Raw genomic sequence first — 14000 nt, 5'->3', positions numbered from 1 at the left:
CGGCGAGGCTGGGCCTGCCGGTCAATTGCCCTCGATCGAACAGGTGCTGCCGTGGCTCGAGCAACTGTTCGACGCCTGGGACGAGCGCCGCCGCCAACGCGAGCGCGACGCCGCCGAGCGCGAGGCGCTGGAGGCCGCCGTGCAGGAGCCCGATGAGGCCATCGTCGACGACGAGAGCGACGAAGGCGAAAGCGACGAGCACAGGAAGAAGAAGAAAAAGAAGAAGCACCGGGATTAGCGATGCCGGTGCCCCGGACGCAGCGCGGCATGCAATGCTGCGCTGCTGAGCCGAGGCCCTTATCGCCGGGAGCTGCGCTGACGATGACTGGGTCCCGGCTCTGCGGAGCGGCACTTCGCGCCGCACCGCGTCCGGGACACGAGCCAAATCAAGACGCGCCGGAAGCGTCATCCTTGCGCGGCAGCATGCCCATGCGCTCGAACTGCCAGCGCATGGCGCGATACCAGAGATAGCCCACCGCCGCGCCGCACAGGGCCAGGATGATCACGTTGGCGCTCGAGAACGAGCCGCTCCACCACATCATCCACGCAGTCCACAGCAGCGTGAAGACGATGGCACCTGCTTTCAGCGGAAGAAGGGGGCGGCTCATGATCCTGCTCCGGGCTGTCAAAATCCCGGCGGACATCATTGCAGGACGAGGCGCCCCATACCGTGAGCCAGATCACGGAATGCGAAGCTGCAGCCCTCTAACCGAAGCGCAGCCGCGAGCGCTCCTTCGCCCTTTCCGCCTCGACCTCGCGGTCGCGCGCCGGCGCATGGGTGTGCAGCGAGGTCAGGAGATTTCGCGCGGCCTGCGAGACCTCGGCCACCGCGCGGTCGAACGCCGCCTCGTTGGCCTGCGACGGCTTGTTGAAGCCGGACAGTTTTCGCACGAACTGGAGCGCGCTGGCGTGGATCTCATCTTCCGTCGCCGGCGGCTCGAAGTTGAACAGCGTCTTGATGTTGCGGCACATGCAGGGGGCCTCTTCCGGATGTTTCCTTGAAGACGATCGGCGGAGCCGAAATACTACATCCTTCCGCGCACTTCTGCTAAGTTCCGCTCCAACGCGGCCGCCGACCATGAGCCGCAATGGGGAGAGAAACATGAAGGCTTCCTGCGCCGCGCTGTCGGCTGTCCTGCTGTCCTTTTCAATGCCGGTCCTGGCCGCCGATTATCCGGCACCCAAGCAGGGCGACTGGATCGCCAGGGACTTCAAGTTCCACACCGGTGAGACCATGCCGGAGCTGAAGCTGCACTACACCACAATCGGCGAGCCCTCAGGCCAACCGGTCCTCGTGCTGCACGGCACGGGCGGCTCGGGCACAAGCATGCTGTCACCCGCCTTCGCCGGGGAGCTGTTCGGCGCGGGGCAACCGCTCGACGCCTCCAAATATTACATCATCCTTCCCGACGGCATCGGTCATGGCAAATCGTCAAAACCCTCGGACGGCATGAAGACGAGCTTCCCGAAATACGATTATGACGACATGGTCGAGGCGCAGCATCGCCTGGTGACGGAAGGACTCGGCGTCAAGCATCTGCGGCTCGTCATCGGCAATTCGATGGGCGGCATGCACACCTGGCTGTGGGGCGAGAAATATCCGAACGCGATGGACGCGCTGATCCCGATGGCCTCGCAGCCGACCGAGATGGCGTCGCGCAACTGGATGCTGCGGCGGATCATGCTCGACACCATCCGCAACGACCCGGACTACAATGGCGGCAATTACACCAGCCAGCCGCGCATGATGAGATATGCCATCACCGCCTACGGCATCGCCAGCATCGGCGGCACCCTGGCCTACCAATCGCAGGCGCCGACCGCGGCCAAGGCCGACAAGATCGTCGACGACCGGTTGGCGACGCCGATCACGGCGGATGCCAACGACTTCGTCTACCAGTGGGAGTCCTCGCACGACTATAATGCCGGCGAGAAGCTGGAAGCCATCGAAGCATCGCTGCTGCTGATCAATTCCGCCGACGACGAGCGCAACCCGCCCGAGACCGGCATCACGGACGCGGCCATGAAGCGGGTCAAAAACGGCCGCCTCTATCTGATCCCGGCGAGCGCCGAGACGCGCGGCCACGGCACCACCGGCAATGCGAAATTCTACAGCGAGCAGGTGCGGCAATTGCTGGAGAGCACGCCGCAACAAACGATCGAATCGGCGCGCCGTTGATTTTGCAGCGCATCATGCAGGGCGCGTCGGGGCCGCATATAATTTGAGCATGCATTGCGCTGACAGCTCGGGCTTAATCGCGTCAACGATGGAATCGACGCGCGCAAGACTCGCGCGCGAATAGCGGAACGCGACGAGGAGGGATCGCATGCACAGGCTCGCACTGTGCGTTTGGCTGGTCGCGATGACGGCGCTGACCAGCGCCGCACTCGCATTCGACAACGGGCAATATGACCACATCCCGCCCGATATCCGCGCCTGGTTCAAGAGCGTGATCGCGCCGAACGGCGTGCCCTGCTGCGATGTCTCGGACGGCCATCGCACCGACTACGATGTGCGCAGCGGCGCTTATTGGGTGCCGATCGAAGGGCAATGGATGGAGGTGCCCGAGCGCGCCATCATCCGCGACCGGGGCAATCCGGTCGGCCAGGCCGTGGTGTGGTACGTTCGCCACCGCGGCGCCATCATCATCAGCTGCTTCGTGCCGGCGGATGCCGTGTAAAACGTCTTGATCGATTCCATTGGCTGGAGGCGGCCCGATCGGATAGCTTGCCGCCAAGCTGAAGCGGAGGCACGCCGTTGACCGATCTTTGCGCCGAAGACCTCGCCACCATCTACGCCAAGCCGAGCCCGCGCGTGATCGCGAAAGCGCGTCCCGCGATCGACGCGCATGCGAGGAAGTTCATCGAGATGTCGCCGTTCTGCGTGCTCGCGACGTCGGGCGCGGACGGCAGCGTCGATGCCTCGCCACGCGGCGGCGGCACCGGCTTCGTCCACGTCGCCGGTCCGAACCAGCTATTGATGCCTGACCGCTCCGGCAACAACCGGATCGACAGTTTCCGCAACGTCGTCGAAGGCTCGGGCTTCGTGCATCTGTTGTTCTTCGTGCCCGGCATCGACGAGACGCTACGCGTCGGCGGACGCGGCACGCTGTCGGCCGACCCGGATCTGCTTGCTTCCATGGTGGAATTCGGCAAGCCACCGCGGGCGGTGCTGAACGTCGCCGTCAGCGAAGTCTATTTCCATTGCGGCAAGGCGCTGATGCGCTCGAAGCTGTGGTCGCCGGAGAAAGTGCAGCGCTCGGTGATGCCCAGCATCGTCACGGTCATCCACGACCAGACCGGCCTCGGCGAACCGGCGAGCCAGGAGACCGTGGAAGAGATCTACAAGACGCAATTGTAGGTGGGGCGACAATCAGGGTGTCGTCCCGGACAAGCGCAGCGCAGATCCGGGATCCATAGCCACAGGGAGTGGTTTTGCGAAGACCCGCAGTGAAGAACTCGTCCCACGGTACTCATACCGGCGCATCCAGATAGATCACGCGGTATGGGTCCCGGCTTTCGCCGGGACGACACCGAGTATGCGCCAGAGCCGGAGCTTAGTGCCCCTCACCCTCGAGCCCACCGACGTGCTTCTGGGTGTAGAGCTCGAGGCCGATGCGGCCGATCAGGTCGAGCTGGGTTTCGAGGAAGTCGATGTGGTGCTCCTCGTCGCTCATCAGCTTCTCGAACAAGTCACGCGTGACGTAGTCCTTGACGCCGTGGCAGTAGGTCGCCGCTTCCTGGTAGAGCGCACGCGCGCTCATCTCGGCAGCGAGGTCGCACTCGATGATCTCCTTGACGTTCTGGCCGATGCGCAAGGGATCGAGCACCTGCATGTTCGGAAAGCCGTCGAAGAACAGGATGCGCGCGGTGAGCTTGTCGGCGTGCTCCATCTCCTCGATGGACTCCTTGCGCCAGACCTTGGCCATGTCGAGGAGGCCCCAATTGTCGAGGAAACGGTAGTGCAGCCAGTACTGGTTGATCGCAGTCAGTTCGTGACGCAGTGCCTTGTTGAGATAGTCGATGACTTTTGCGTCGCCCTGCATGGTTCACTCCAGCTCTTGCAGTCCAAATCGGCCCAAAACCGAATTTAGAACGCTTCTAAGTCAGTTTACGAATGAGGGCAACTGGCTACGGCGGCGCGGCCGGGGAAAAGCTCAACCGAGCTGCGAAGGCTTTCAGCAGGCCGCGAGGGCGAACTGGGCGGGCTCAGCCGCTTCGTCATTGGCAGCCACAGTGTGGTTGTGCGGACAGCCGGCACAGCAGGACTGGGCGCAGGGGCCAAGGGCTTCGTCGATGATGGTCTTGATCGTCCGGGCGCAGCGACCGCATTCGGCGCTGCAGCCGAGGCATCCATAGACCTGCTTGGCATGGCGCACGGCGTCGTCGGACTCGGCGACGGCGGCGCGGATGTCGTCATCGCTCAGCACGTTACAGGAACAAACGATCATGGAAGCTGCAGGCCCTTCGGTGATGCGTCATCATCGATATTTAACGGGCTCGCCGGATGCAAAAGGAAAAAGCGGTATTTGAAGCTATTCCAAACTGGCCCAAAAGCAGCCTAGAACGGCCCTAAATCTCAGCGTTGCGCTGGATCAAGATTGGAGCGGATCTAATCGCCGCCTCCGCCTCCCCCACCATCGCCGCCGCCTCCGCAATCGCCACCACTGCTGCCGCAGTCGCTGCTGGAACAGCTGCCGCTGTCGGCCGAGCTGCCCGAACTGTCGCTGGAAAACCAGCTTCCCAGCGAGAAGCCGTTATTGCTGCCCGAATAGGTGTCGCCGCTGCTGCTGCCATCGCCACCCGCCCCGGCGCGGGAGCGCCGCTGGCCGCGGTTCTGGAGATGGGTGATCCAGCCGTAACCGATCGCGGACACGACCCCGGCAGCAATCAATGCATTGATCATCGCGTTGCCCATCATCGCCTCCTGGCCGAGCCTGCGGTTCACATCAATTGGTCGCCCGCCACCAAGGGGCCGTTCATTGATCATTCAAACGAAGTATGGAACTCTGCTCCCAAAGGGTTCCCGCGTGTTCGTACGAAAGGTCAAGCCGATGAAGAAGTTGCTCCTGACGGTCGCCGCCGTCGCCTCCCTGGCCGTTGCGGCCGGAACCCCGGCCCATGCACAGCGCGGCGTCGCGGCGGGCGTAGCAGCCGGCATCATCGGCGGCGCCATTGTCGGCGGCGCGCTGGCCTCTCCGTATTATTACGGACCCGGACCCGGCTATTACGAACCCGGCTATTACCCGCCCCGCTACTATGCGCCGGGCCCGGGCTATGTCTCTGACGATTATTACGGCGGCGGCTGCGTCTGGCAGAAGCAGCGCTTCTGGGACGGCTATGCCTGGCGCGTCCGCCGCGTCAGAGTCTGCGGCTGAGGCGACTCGAACCGGTCCATCGCGACCACATCGGCTGACCGGTTCACTACGGATTCGCCGTTCATCTCCGGGCCTGAAAAAGACCGCTTTTTCTCGTCACAGCTCCGTGTGCGTTTACCGTGGGTTGACCAATTGCGCGCTTCCTAGCTGCACGGCCAATTCCATCAGCGTGTGCGTGAACCTTTGAAACCCGGGCGCCTCTAACAAGAGGAACCCATCTCCCAGGAGAGCCAAGAGCATGAAGAAGACTTTAGTTGCCGCCCTCACGGTTGCGACGGTCGCCGGTTCGCTGGTGACCGCCACTCCGTCCGCCAAGGCCCATGACGGCGTTGGCGCCGGCATCGCGGCCGGCCTGATCGGCGGCGCCATCGTCGGCGGCGCCATCGCGTCGAGCCGTCCGGCCTATGGCGGCCCCGTTTACGTCGCCGAGCCCGGCCCGCCGCCCCCGCCCTGCTACTGGCAGCGTCAGCGTTATTGGGACGGTTACGGCTGGGTCGTTCGTCCGGTTCGCGTCTGCTACTGATCTGATCGCACCGGCGCTCGTGAGCGCCGCGATCGAAGCCCGGCCGAGACCATCGGCCGGGCTTTTTCTTTGGTCGCGCGCTATCGCGCCGCCTGGATCGAGCGCAGCACCTCTTCGCTGGGCCAGCAATCGACCTTGAGGCCCGCCGACTTCTGATAGGCACCGAGCGCGGCGCGCGTCTGCATGCCGGCCTTGCCGTCGATCTTGTCCTTGTAGAGCCCGACGCGCGTAAGCCCACGCTGCATGGTCTCGACATCCCTGGTGCGCAATTGCTTCGAGGCCGCCCATGGCGTTGCGAACGGAAGCGGGCTCGTCATGCGGTCGGCCAGATGACCGACGAACAGCACATAGAGGTCGGAGAAATTGTATTCCTTGATGACGAAGTAGTTCTTCGTCGTCAGGAACGAGGGACCATAGATGCCTTCCGGCTGGAGCAGCGAGGCCGGCTGCGCCTGTTCGGTGGCGCTCAGCTTCTGCCCGCGCACCGGCACAAAGCCTTCGCGCAACCACTGGCCGAGCGGCTTCGTCACCTCGGGCACACCGGTGGTGCAATCGACCTTGGCCGGCGCCTGCACCTCGTAGGCCCAGCGCACGCCGCTCTGCCAGCCCTTGTTGACGAGTTGCTGCGCGGCCGAGGCCAGCGCATCCGGCACCGAATGCCAGATGTCGATGCGGCCGTCGCCGTCGAAATCGACGCCGTGCTTGTAATATTCGGACGGCAGGAACTGCGTCAGCCCGGTGGCGCCGGCCCAGGACGAGCGCATGTCCTTGCGCGTCACCACGCCTTCGCCGAGGATCTTCAGCGCAAGGATGAACTCGGTGCGGTATTGATCCTTGCGTCGCCCGACATAGGCCTGCGTCGCCAGCACGCGGACGAGATCGTAAGGCAGCGTGTAGCGGCCGTAATCGGTCTCGCGGCCCCAGATCGCGAGCATCACGGTTGCCGGCACGCCGGACTTCTTCTCGATCTCGCTCAGCGAGGCGCGATATTTCTGCAGCAGCCGCTGTCCTTCGCCCGCAAGCCGCGCGATCGAGGCTTCCTTGACGTAGTCGGCCGGCACCTGCACGAACTCGGCCTGCGACGGCGCACCTAGCGCGGGCCGTCCGGGCAGGATCAGATCGGGCAGCTTGTAGTCGGGCTCGAGCCCGCGCGTCTGCTCGTCGAACGTCTTGCGCGAGACGCCTTCTGCCTGCGCCTCCGGCCACAGCGAGGCGATGAACTGGGTGAAGGCGGCATCGGCGGCGCGCGCGGACGTCCAGCCGCAGGTGACCACGATCACCGCAGCGATGAGCGCCCGCCGCATCATGCCGAAATCACCGCGTCAGCTTCTTGTACTTCACGCGGTGCGGAATGATGCTGTCCTGGCCGAGCCGGCGCATCTTGTCCTTCTCGTAATCCTGGAAGTTGCCTTCGAACCATTCGACATGGCTGTCGCCTTCGAAGGCCAGGATGTGGGTCGCGATACGGTCGAGGAACCAGCGGTCATGGCTGATGATGACGGCGCAGCCGGCGAAATCCTCCAGCGCCTCTTCGAGCGCGCGCAGCGTGTCGACGTCGAGGTCGTTGGTCGGCTCGTCCAGCAGCAGCACGTTGGCGCCGGACTTCAGCATCTTGGCGAGATGCACGCGATTGCGTTCACCGCCGGACAGCGCGCCGACCTTCTTCTGCTGGTCGGCACCCTTGAAGTTGAACGCCGAGCAATAGCCGCGCGAGTTGACTTCCTTCTTGCCGAGCAGGATCAGCTCGTTGCCGCCGGAGATCTCCTCCCACACGTTCTTGCTGCCGTCGAGCGCGTCGCGCGACTGGTCGACATAACCGAGATGCACGGTCTCGCCGACCGTGATGGTGCCGTTGTCCGGCTGTTCCTGCTTGGTGATCATCTTGAACAGCGTGGTCTTGCCGGCGCCGTTGGGGCCGATCACACCGACGATGCCGCCGGGCGGCAGCTTGAAGGTGAGATCGTCGATCAGCAGGCGGTCGCCGAAGCCTTTGCTGAGACCTTCGAAGTCGACGACGTTGGCGCCAAGCCGCTCGGCGACGGGAATGATGATCTGCGCGGTCTGGGTCTGCTTCTCGCTCGCCTGCTTGAGCAGATCCTCGTAGCGCTGATAGCGCGCCTTGGACTTGGCTTGGCGTGCCTTCGGTGACGAGGCGACCCATTCCTGCTCGCGCGCGAGCGTCTTCTGATGCGCTGCGTCCTCGCGTCCCTCCTGCTCCAGCCGCTTCTGCTTCTGCACCAGCCAGGACGAGTAATTGCCCTCGTAGGGAATGCCCTTGCCGCGATCGAGCTCGAGAATCCAGCTCGTGACGTTGTCGAGGAAGTAGCGATCATGGGTCACGATCAGGATCGCGCCGGGATAGTTGCGCAGATGGCCTTCGAGCCAGGACACCGACTCGGCATCGAGATGGTTGGTCGGCTCGTCCAGCAGCAGCAGCTCGGGCTGGTCGAGCAGCAGCTTGCACAGCGCGACGCGGCGGCGCTCACCGCCGGAGAGCTTCGTGACATCCGCATCGTCGGGCGGGCAGCGCAGCGCGTCCATGGCCTGGTCGACCTTGCTGTCGAGATCCCAGAGGCCCTGGGCCTCGATCTCGTCCTGTAGCTTGGTCATCTCGTCGGCGGTTTCCTCGGAGTAGTTCATCGCCAGCTCGTTGTAGCGATCGAGGATGGCCTTCTGCTTGGCGACGCCCAGCATGACGTTCTCGCGCACGCTGAGTGCCGGATCGAGGTGCGGCTCCTGCTCGAGATAGCCGACACGGGCGCCCTGCGCGACCCAGGCCTCGCCGTTATACTCCTTGTCGAGGCCAGCCATGATCTTGAGCAGCGTCGACTTGCCCGAGCCGTTGACGCCGAGCACGCCGATCTTGGCGTCCGGGTAGAACGACAGATGGATGTTATCGAGCACCTTCCGGGTCGGGTAGCTCTTGGTCAGGCCCTGCATGAAATAGATGAACTGGCGCGCCATCGGTCCCGAAAACCTTCGATTTGAGGAAATTTGCTTAGCCTGCGATGTAGCGATCCCGCCCCCAAAGGGCAATGTTTTCCGTCCGTTCACCACGGATGAATACGGGACGGACACCATCCGGTCACCGATCCGGACAATTGAAACCATCTTTTAATAAATCAGGCCGAAAGCTCGGTTTCGCGCGGAAACAGCGCCACCCGCTCAGAACGAACGGGAGCACAGCGAGGCCGCATCATGGCTCTGATCGAGACCCATTCTCTTCCTGTTCCGGCAGAAGCCGGCCACGTCTCCGGCTTCGTCTCGGAGATCAAGGGATGCTGGAAGCGCTTCTTCGCCACCGCCTTCAATCCCTACCGGCCCGAACTGCACTACATGCGTGGCCCCGGTCCCGCCTGGCGCGCCAAGCACGGCATGGATGCGCCGTTCCGCCTGAAGCCCCGGGATCTCTGAGCGCCTCTTTCCTATCGGACTTTTGAAGACGCAAGCGGCTTGCGCGCCGTCCTGATTGCGCGCAACCATGGCCCGGTTCCGACGATGGCGCGCGCCCAGCGCCCTCACCTCTCGCCATCAACTCTGGCCCTGGATGAACGCTGATGAGCCGGCTGCGCTGTGCAATTCTCGACGACTATTTCAATCTCGCGCTCGATGTCGCCGACTGGCAGAAACTGTCCGACCGCCTCGACGTCACCGTGTTCAGCCATCCCTTCGCCTCCGAGCAGGCCGCGGCCAGCGCGCTGGCCGATTTCGAGATCATCTGCGCGATGCGCGAGCGGACGGCCTTCCCGAAGAGCCTGTTCGAGAGCCTGCCGAAGCTGAAGCTGCTGCTCACATCGGGCATGCGCAACGCCGCGATCGACATGGAAGCCGCGAAGGCGCGCGGCGTCACCGTCGCGGGCACGCAATATTCGCGCGATCCCACCGCACCGCTGACCATGGGCCTGATCCTGGAACTGACCCGCGGCATCGGCCGCGAGAACGCGCGCATGCATGCCGGCGAGCCCTGGCAAACCTTTGCCGGCGTCGAGATCGAGGGCATGACGCTCGGCATTGTCGGGCTCGGCAAGCTCGGCAGCAGGATGGCCGGGATCGCCAAGGCGTTCGGCATGAACGTGATTGCCTGGAGCCCGAACCTGACGCCGGAGAAATGCGCGGCGGCCGGCGTCGGCTACGCCACCAAGGAGGAGCTGTTCGCCAAGGCCGATATCGTCACCATCCATGTGGTGCTGAGCGAGCGCTCGCGCGGGCTGGTGAGCCGCGACGATCTCGCGCGGATGAAGCCGACGGCCTTCCTCGTCAACACCGCGCGCGGGCCAATTGTCGATGAGGCGGCGCTGCTCGAGGCGTTGCAGCAGCGCAAGATCGCGGGCGCCGGCATCGACGTCTTCTCGGTCGAGCCGCTGCCGGTCGACCATCCCTTCCGCAAGCTCGACAACCTCGTGCTGACGCCGCATCTGGGCTACGCCACCGCGGACGGCCTGCGCATCCATTACGGCCAGATGGTCGAGGCGATCGACGCCTTCACGGGGGACCGCGAGCTGCCGCGGAAGCTGGCCTGAATGATGAAGGGCGTGCCGATGGCACGCCCTTTTGCAATCTGAATATTCCCGACGCGCTTAGCGCACGGTGACCGGCGCGGGCAGCGGCGGCACCACGGTCGGCTGGGTGCCGGGGACCGGACCGGCCTGGGCGGCCATCGGAGCCGGACCGGCAGCAACGGGCGCGGGCGCGGCGGACGCCGTCGCCGTTCCCGGCGGCGGACCACCCGGCATCACCACCACGCGGGTGCCGACCTTGACGCGATCGAACAGGTCGGAGACGTCCTCGTTCAGCATGCCGATGCAGCCGGACGAGACGAACTTGCCGATGGTCGAGGGCTGATTGGTGCCGTGGATGCGGTAGACGGTCGAGCCGAGATACATCGCGCGGGCGCCGAGCGGATTGCCGGGGCCGCCGGCCATGAAACGCGGCAGATAGGGCTGGCGCTCGATCATCTCGGTCGGCGGATGCCAATCCGGCCACTCGGCCTTGCGGGTGATCTTCTGCACGCCGGTCCAGGTGAAGCCGTCGCGGCCGACGCGGACGCCGTAGCGGATCGCTCGGCCGCCACCGAGCACGTAATAGAGGTAGGTGTTGGGGGTATCGACCACGAGGGTGCCCGCGGGCTCCTTGGTCTGGAACGAGACCTCCTGGCGGCGCAGGTTCTGCGGCAGTTGCACCGGCGCAGCATCGGGCTGCTCCTCGGGCGGCAGCGCGGCCATCGTCATCGGCCTTCCGTCAGCGCCGACCGGCGGCTGCCCGGCCTGGACCGTTCCGGTCGCGGCGGGACCACCAACGGCCTCCGGCGGACGCATGCCGTCACCGGCGGGAGCCTGCCCCTGCTGGCCCGGACGATTGGCATAGATCACTGGCGGCGGACCCGCGGGGCGGCCGTAGCGGGGATCGTCGGGCGACATCACGGGGCCCTGCGACGGTGCGGCCGAATAGACCGGCGCCCCAGTCGGGCGGCCATAACGCGGATCATCCGGCGACATCACCGGACCCTGCGGCGGCGCGGCCGAGTAGACCGGGGGAGCACCGACCGGACGGCCATAGCGCGGATCGTCGGCCGGGCCGGGCGGCGGCAACGATGCCTGCGGCATCGCGTCGTCGTCATCTTCCAGCGCGTCGAAATTCGGCGTGCGGTCGCCGGGCCGATATTCGGCCGGGGCGCCGTAGCTCGGTGCCTGCTGAACCGGATAGCTCTGAGCCTGCGCGAGCGAGGTTCCCGCCGCAGCGACTGTTGCGGCAGCGCATATCGTCAGAAAATGTTTGATCATCATCGCTCTTGTATAGTCCCCAAGCCCGATCGGACCGTTAACGGCCAGATGGCCGAAGATAGCGGCACATTCAAGACATATCAGGCTTATTTGCGCGGGACCTGCCGATTTGTGATCCGCAAGACTACCGTTGCCCCGTTGCATCACGGGGCGGAAATCAGCTCATGGCGTCGATTGCCGGAGTCTTCGGCCCCGTTTTTTGCGGAACGGGTCGGAATCGTTGCGGTATGTTCGAATCAGCCTGATTCGCCGCCCATTTGAGCTCCGATCCCCGCGTGGCGAACGCGGCAAACAGTACCGTCACCGCGTTCAGATGGCTCTTTGGCCCTGGCCTCTTCGCCGCCGGGGCGGAAATTCGCAATCGCTCGATGCTTCCCGGCTTTCGCTTCCTGTTTGCCGCGATCCTGCTGTCAGTCTCCATCCTGGTGTTCGGCCTGGGCGCCGCCGCACTGCTGCGGGCGAGCCATGAGCAGTATGTCAGCAACCCCTCCTGGCGGAACGGCCCGCAGGAGCAGGTGTTCGCGCAGGCTCCCGAGCCGGCCCAGCCGGTGCTCGCGGTCCTCCGCGCGGAGCCGGAGCCGACGGCCGAGCCCGAGCCGTCGCTGCGCGACAAGGTGCCGACCATTGGACTGCCCGAAAGCGAACCCGACCAGGTCGCCGTGCTGACGACCGAGACCGAGGCCCAGTCCCAGGTCGCGGCACCTCCGGCTGACGTCCCGGTCGCCGAACCGGCCAAGGCCGAGACAACGAAGACCGAGACAACGAAGGCCGAGACGACGACGGAGGCCGCAGCGCCGGCGCCCGCCGACACGCTCACCCCGGCCGACACCACGGCGTCGATCCCCGCGGCCGAGCCTGCCGCGACCGCCAGCGAGCCAGCGCCGGTCGATCCCAGCGCGGCCCTGGCCTCCTCCGCACTCGATGCCGCCTCGGCCAAGCTGGCCGCTTTGAACGAGCCGGCGACGACGGCCGTGAAGGATGCGCCGGCGAAGGCCAAGACCGAGAGCAAGGCAGATACCAAGGCCGACGACAAGGCGACCAAGCGCAAGGCGAAGGCCAAGAAGCGGCATCGCGTGGTGCGTCGTCCGCCGCCTCAGCAGTTGCAGCAGCAGCTCGATCCGTTCGGCCAGCAGACCTTCGCGACGACCACCACGCGCACGCGGTGATCTTTCCGTCATGCGCGGGCTTGTCCCGCGCATCCACGTTCTTCGCACCGCGCCTCAAGACGTGGATGGCCGGGTCAAGTGTTTAGCCCGGCCATGACGATGTAGCAACGGCGAGCTACGCCGGCCCGGTCGCGATGGCCGGGCCGCCCTCCTGGCCCCATTCCGACCACGAGCCGTCATAGAGCGCGGTGTCGGTGATCCCAAGGCGATAGAGCGCGAGCGTCAGCACCCCGGCTGAGACGCCCGAGCCGCAGCTCGTCACGATCGGCGCATCGAGCTTGACGCCGGCGCTCGTGAAGGCGGCGCGCAAGTCCTCGAGCGGCTTCATCGTGCCGGTCGCGGCATCGAACAGCTGATTGTAGGGCACGTTGCGCGCGCCGGGGATGTGGCCGGAGCGGATGCCGGCGCGCGGCTCGGGGGCGCGGCCCTCGAAGCGGTCGCCGGCGCGGGCGTCGATCACCTGCTCGGCACGGCTTTCCACATTGGCGATCAGCTGCTGCATGCTGCGCACGCGACTTGAATCGTAGCTCGCCTTGAACGTCGCTGGCTTCGGCTTCACCTCGCCGCTCTCGACCGCTCGCCCCTCGGCGCGCCACTTCTTCAGGCCGCCATTGAGGATGCGCACATTGTCATGGCCGAAGGCCAGGAACATCCACCAGGCGCGGGGTGCGGCGACCCAGCCGCCGGCATCGTAGAGCACGACGGTGTCGGCGTTGGAGATGCCGAGATTGCCGATGTCACGGCCGAACTGCTCGGCGCTCGGATACATGTGCGGCAGCGGGTTGGAATGATCCGACACCGCATCGACGTCGAAGAACGCAGCGCCGGGCAGGTGCGCGGCGAGATAGTCGTCCTTCGGCAGCGGCAGCACGCCCGGCAGCTTGAAGCTGGCGTCGAGCACTTTGACGTTGGCGTCGTTGATGTGGGCGGCGAGCCATTCGGTGGAGACGAGGGGGTCGGTGGGGGTGTCAGTCATTGATGTACTCTCTGGCAACTTTGTCGGTCGTCATGCCCGGGCTTGTCCCGGGCATCCACGTCTTTCGGCGCGCGAGCAAGAACGTGGATGGCCGGGACAGGTGTTTAGTCCGGGGACATGGCTGACACCTGTTCGGACACATCACTGACAGGTTGGCCATTGGTCAAGTCGATCGAT

General features: G+C 65.2%; 17 protein-coding genes and 1 pseudogene. 9 read left to right on the top strand and 9 right to left on the bottom strand.

Annotated elements, in window-relative coordinates; all coding sequences use genetic code 11:
• Window positions 1–238, top strand: a pseudogene (locus XI03_RS02360) (collagen-like protein); the annotation flags it as partial.
• Between the two features lie 148 nt (window positions 239–386).
• On the opposite strand, the gene XI03_RS02355 reads toward XI03_RS02360, so the two are convergent.
• Both XI03_RS02355 and XI03_RS02350 read right to left on the bottom strand, forming a co-directional pair.
• A complete protein-coding gene (locus XI03_RS02355) occupies window positions 387–608 on the bottom strand; it encodes a hypothetical protein (protein WP_028145595.1) in 222 nt (73 codons plus the stop codon).
• 97 nt (window positions 609–705) lie between these two features.
• Entirely contained in the window at window positions 706–972 is a 267-nt protein-coding gene (locus XI03_RS02350) for a DUF2277 domain-containing protein (protein WP_028145596.1), read from the bottom strand.
• 130 nt (window positions 973–1102) lie between these two features.
• Here XI03_RS02350 and XI03_RS02345 point away from each other — a divergent pair, with 130 nt between their 5' ends.
• From XI03_RS02345 to XI03_RS02335, 3 genes are all read left to right on the top strand, one after another.
• Window positions 1103–2179: an alpha/beta fold hydrolase gene (locus tag XI03_RS02345; RefSeq protein WP_271591198.1), complete on the top strand. Its 1077-nt coding sequence runs from the start codon at window positions 1103–1105 to the stop codon at window positions 2177–2179.
• A 148-nt stretch (window positions 2180–2327) separates the two neighbouring features.
• Complete coding sequence (locus XI03_RS02340; protein ID WP_028145598.1) at window positions 2328–2681, top strand: hypothetical protein; 354 nt, start codon at window positions 2328–2330, stop codon at window positions 2679–2681.
• A 77-nt stretch (window positions 2682–2758) separates the two neighbouring features.
• A complete protein-coding gene (locus XI03_RS02335; protein ID WP_095426026.1) occupies window positions 2759–3361 on the top strand; it encodes a pyridoxamine 5'-phosphate oxidase family protein in 603 nt (200 codons plus the stop codon).
• Window positions 3362–3557: 196 nt separating this feature from the next.
• Here XI03_RS02335 and bfr read toward each other — a convergent pair whose 3' ends face one another.
• The 3 genes from bfr to XI03_RS02320 all read right to left on the bottom strand — a co-directional run bounded on the left by bfr (window position 3558) and on the right by XI03_RS02320 (window position 4921).
• Entirely contained in the window at window positions 3558–4046 is a 489-nt protein-coding gene (bfr, locus tag XI03_RS02330; RefSeq protein WP_011089420.1) for a bacterioferritin, read from the bottom strand.
• Between the two features lie 132 nt (window positions 4047–4178).
• Window positions 4179–4451: a (2Fe-2S)-binding protein gene (locus tag XI03_RS02325; protein WP_018318601.1), complete on the bottom strand. Its 273-nt coding sequence runs from the start codon at window positions 4449–4451 to the stop codon at window positions 4179–4181.
• A gap of 161 nt (window positions 4452–4612) precedes the next feature.
• Window positions 4613–4921, bottom strand: coding sequence for a hypothetical protein (locus XI03_RS02320; RefSeq protein WP_271591199.1), 309 nt, complete (start codon window positions 4919–4921; stop codon window positions 4613–4615).
• 133 nt (window positions 4922–5054) lie between these two features.
• Between XI03_RS02320 and XI03_RS02315 the strand changes: the two genes are divergently transcribed.
• Both XI03_RS02315 and XI03_RS02310 read left to right on the top strand, forming a co-directional pair.
• Window positions 5055–5378 carry a hypothetical protein gene (locus XI03_RS02315; RefSeq protein ID WP_028145601.1) on the top strand — a complete coding sequence of 108 codons (324 nt, stop codon included), beginning with the start codon at window positions 5055–5057 and terminating at the stop codon, window positions 5376–5378.
• 238 nt (window positions 5379–5616) lie between these two features.
• Window positions 5617–5901 carry a hypothetical protein gene (locus XI03_RS02310; protein ID WP_028145602.1) on the top strand — a complete coding sequence of 95 codons (285 nt, stop codon included), beginning with the start codon at window positions 5617–5619 and terminating at the stop codon, window positions 5899–5901.
• A gap of 80 nt (window positions 5902–5981) precedes the next feature.
• Here the strand turns inward: XI03_RS02310 and XI03_RS02305 are convergent, their stop codons facing one another.
• Together XI03_RS02305 and ettA are read right to left on the bottom strand one after the other, a co-directional pair.
• Window positions 5982–7208 (bottom strand): lytic murein transglycosylase, encoded by a 1227-nt coding sequence (locus tag XI03_RS02305; RefSeq protein ID WP_097668419.1) that lies wholly within the window; start codon window positions 7206–7208, stop codon window positions 5982–5984.
• A gap of 7 nt (window positions 7209–7215) precedes the next feature.
• On the bottom strand, window positions 7216–8865 hold the full coding sequence (gene ettA, locus XI03_RS02300) for an energy-dependent translational throttle protein EttA (RefSeq protein WP_028145604.1): 1650 nt from the start codon (window positions 8863–8865) through the stop codon (window positions 7216–7218).
• 234 nt (window positions 8866–9099) lie between these two features.
• Here ettA and XI03_RS02295 point away from each other — a divergent pair, with 234 nt between their 5' ends.
• Together XI03_RS02295 and XI03_RS02290 are read left to right on the top strand one after the other, a co-directional pair.
• Complete coding sequence (locus tag XI03_RS02295) at window positions 9100–9315, top strand: hypothetical protein (RefSeq protein WP_271591197.1); 216 nt, start codon at window positions 9100–9102, stop codon at window positions 9313–9315.
• A gap of 143 nt (window positions 9316–9458) precedes the next feature.
• On the top strand, window positions 9459–10421 hold the full coding sequence (locus XI03_RS02290) for a D-2-hydroxyacid dehydrogenase family protein (RefSeq protein WP_271591196.1): 963 nt from the start codon (window positions 9459–9461) through the stop codon (window positions 10419–10421).
• Window positions 10422–10478: 57 nt separating this feature from the next.
• Here XI03_RS02290 and XI03_RS02285 read toward each other — a convergent pair whose 3' ends face one another.
• A complete protein-coding gene (locus tag XI03_RS02285; RefSeq protein ID WP_179879890.1) occupies window positions 10479–11681 on the bottom strand; it encodes a L,D-transpeptidase family protein in 1203 nt (400 codons plus the stop codon).
• A 368-nt stretch (window positions 11682–12049) separates the two neighbouring features.
• Between XI03_RS02285 and XI03_RS02280 the strand changes: the two genes are divergently transcribed.
• The gene (locus tag XI03_RS02280; protein ID WP_271591195.1) at window positions 12050–12847 is read left to right on the top strand and encodes a hypothetical protein; all 798 of its coding nucleotides are present in this window, start codon (window positions 12050–12052) and stop codon (window positions 12845–12847) included.
• A gap of 115 nt (window positions 12848–12962) precedes the next feature.
• On the opposite strand, the gene sseA is transcribed toward XI03_RS02280, so the two are convergent.
• The gene (gene sseA, locus XI03_RS02275) at window positions 12963–13823 is read right to left on the bottom strand and encodes a 3-mercaptopyruvate sulfurtransferase (protein ID WP_271591194.1); all 861 of its coding nucleotides are present in this window, start codon (window positions 13821–13823) and stop codon (window positions 12963–12965) included.
• Window positions 13824–14000: the final 177 nt, after the last annotated feature.

The sequence above is a fragment of the Bradyrhizobium sp. CCBAU 65884 genome, assembly GCF_028128835.1.
Taxonomy (GTDB): domain Bacteria; phylum Pseudomonadota; class Alphaproteobacteria; order Rhizobiales; family Xanthobacteraceae; genus Bradyrhizobium; species Bradyrhizobium ottawaense.
The sequence above is the reverse complement of the archived record's forward strand: the minus strand, read 5'-3'. Positions and strand labels throughout refer to the sequence as shown.

What these genes read in the sequence shown, in the direction of transcription:
- XI03_RS02355 (WP_028145595.1), bottom strand. Translation starts at nt 608, where the DNA reads ATGAGCCGCCCCCTTCTTCCGCTGAAAGCAGGTGCCATCGTCTTCACG.
- XI03_RS02350 (WP_028145596.1), bottom strand. Translation starts at nt 972, where the DNA reads ATGTGCCGCAACATCAAGACGCTGTTCAACTTCGAGCCGCCGGCGACG.
- XI03_RS02345 (WP_271591198.1), top strand. Translation starts at nt 1,103, where the DNA reads ATGAAGGCTTCCTGCGCCGCGCTGTCGGCTGTCCTGCTGTCCTTTTCA.
- XI03_RS02340 (WP_028145598.1), top strand. Translation starts at nt 2,328, where the DNA reads ATGCACAGGCTCGCACTGTGCGTTTGGCTGGTCGCGATGACGGCGCTG.
- bfr (WP_011089420.1), bottom strand. Translation starts at nt 4,046, where the DNA reads ATGCAGGGCGACGCAAAAGTCATCGACTATCTCAACAAGGCACTGCGT.
- XI03_RS02325 (WP_018318601.1), bottom strand. Translation starts at nt 4,451, where the DNA reads ATGATCGTTTGTTCCTGTAACGTGCTGAGCGATGACGACATCCGCGCC.
- XI03_RS02320 (WP_271591199.1), bottom strand. Translation starts at nt 4,921, where the DNA reads ATGATGGGCAACGCGATGATCAATGCATTGATTGCTGCCGGGGTCGTG.
- XI03_RS02315 (WP_028145601.1), top strand. Translation starts at nt 5,055, where the DNA reads ATGAAGAAGTTGCTCCTGACGGTCGCCGCCGTCGCCTCCCTGGCCGTT.
- XI03_RS02310 (WP_028145602.1), top strand. Translation starts at nt 5,617, where the DNA reads ATGAAGAAGACTTTAGTTGCCGCCCTCACGGTTGCGACGGTCGCCGGT.
- XI03_RS02305 (WP_097668419.1), bottom strand. Translation starts at nt 7,208, where the DNA reads ATGATGCGGCGGGCGCTCATCGCTGCGGTGATCGTGGTCACCTGCGGC.
- ettA (WP_028145604.1), bottom strand. Translation starts at nt 8,865, where the DNA reads ATGGCGCGCCAGTTCATCTATTTCATGCAGGGCCTGACCAAGAGCTAC.
- XI03_RS02295 (WP_271591197.1), top strand. Translation starts at nt 9,100, where the DNA reads ATGGCTCTGATCGAGACCCATTCTCTTCCTGTTCCGGCAGAAGCCGGC.
- XI03_RS02290 (WP_271591196.1), top strand. Translation starts at nt 9,459, where the DNA reads ATGAGCCGGCTGCGCTGTGCAATTCTCGACGACTATTTCAATCTCGCG.
- XI03_RS02285 (WP_179879890.1), bottom strand. Translation starts at nt 11,681, where the DNA reads ATGATCAAACATTTTCTGACGATATGCGCTGCCGCAACAGTCGCTGCG.
- XI03_RS02280 (WP_271591195.1), top strand. Translation starts at nt 12,050, where the DNA reads ATGCTTCCCGGCTTTCGCTTCCTGTTTGCCGCGATCCTGCTGTCAGTC.
- sseA (WP_271591194.1), bottom strand. Translation starts at nt 13,823, where the DNA reads ATGACTGACACCCCCACCGACCCCCTCGTCTCCACCGAATGGCTCGCC.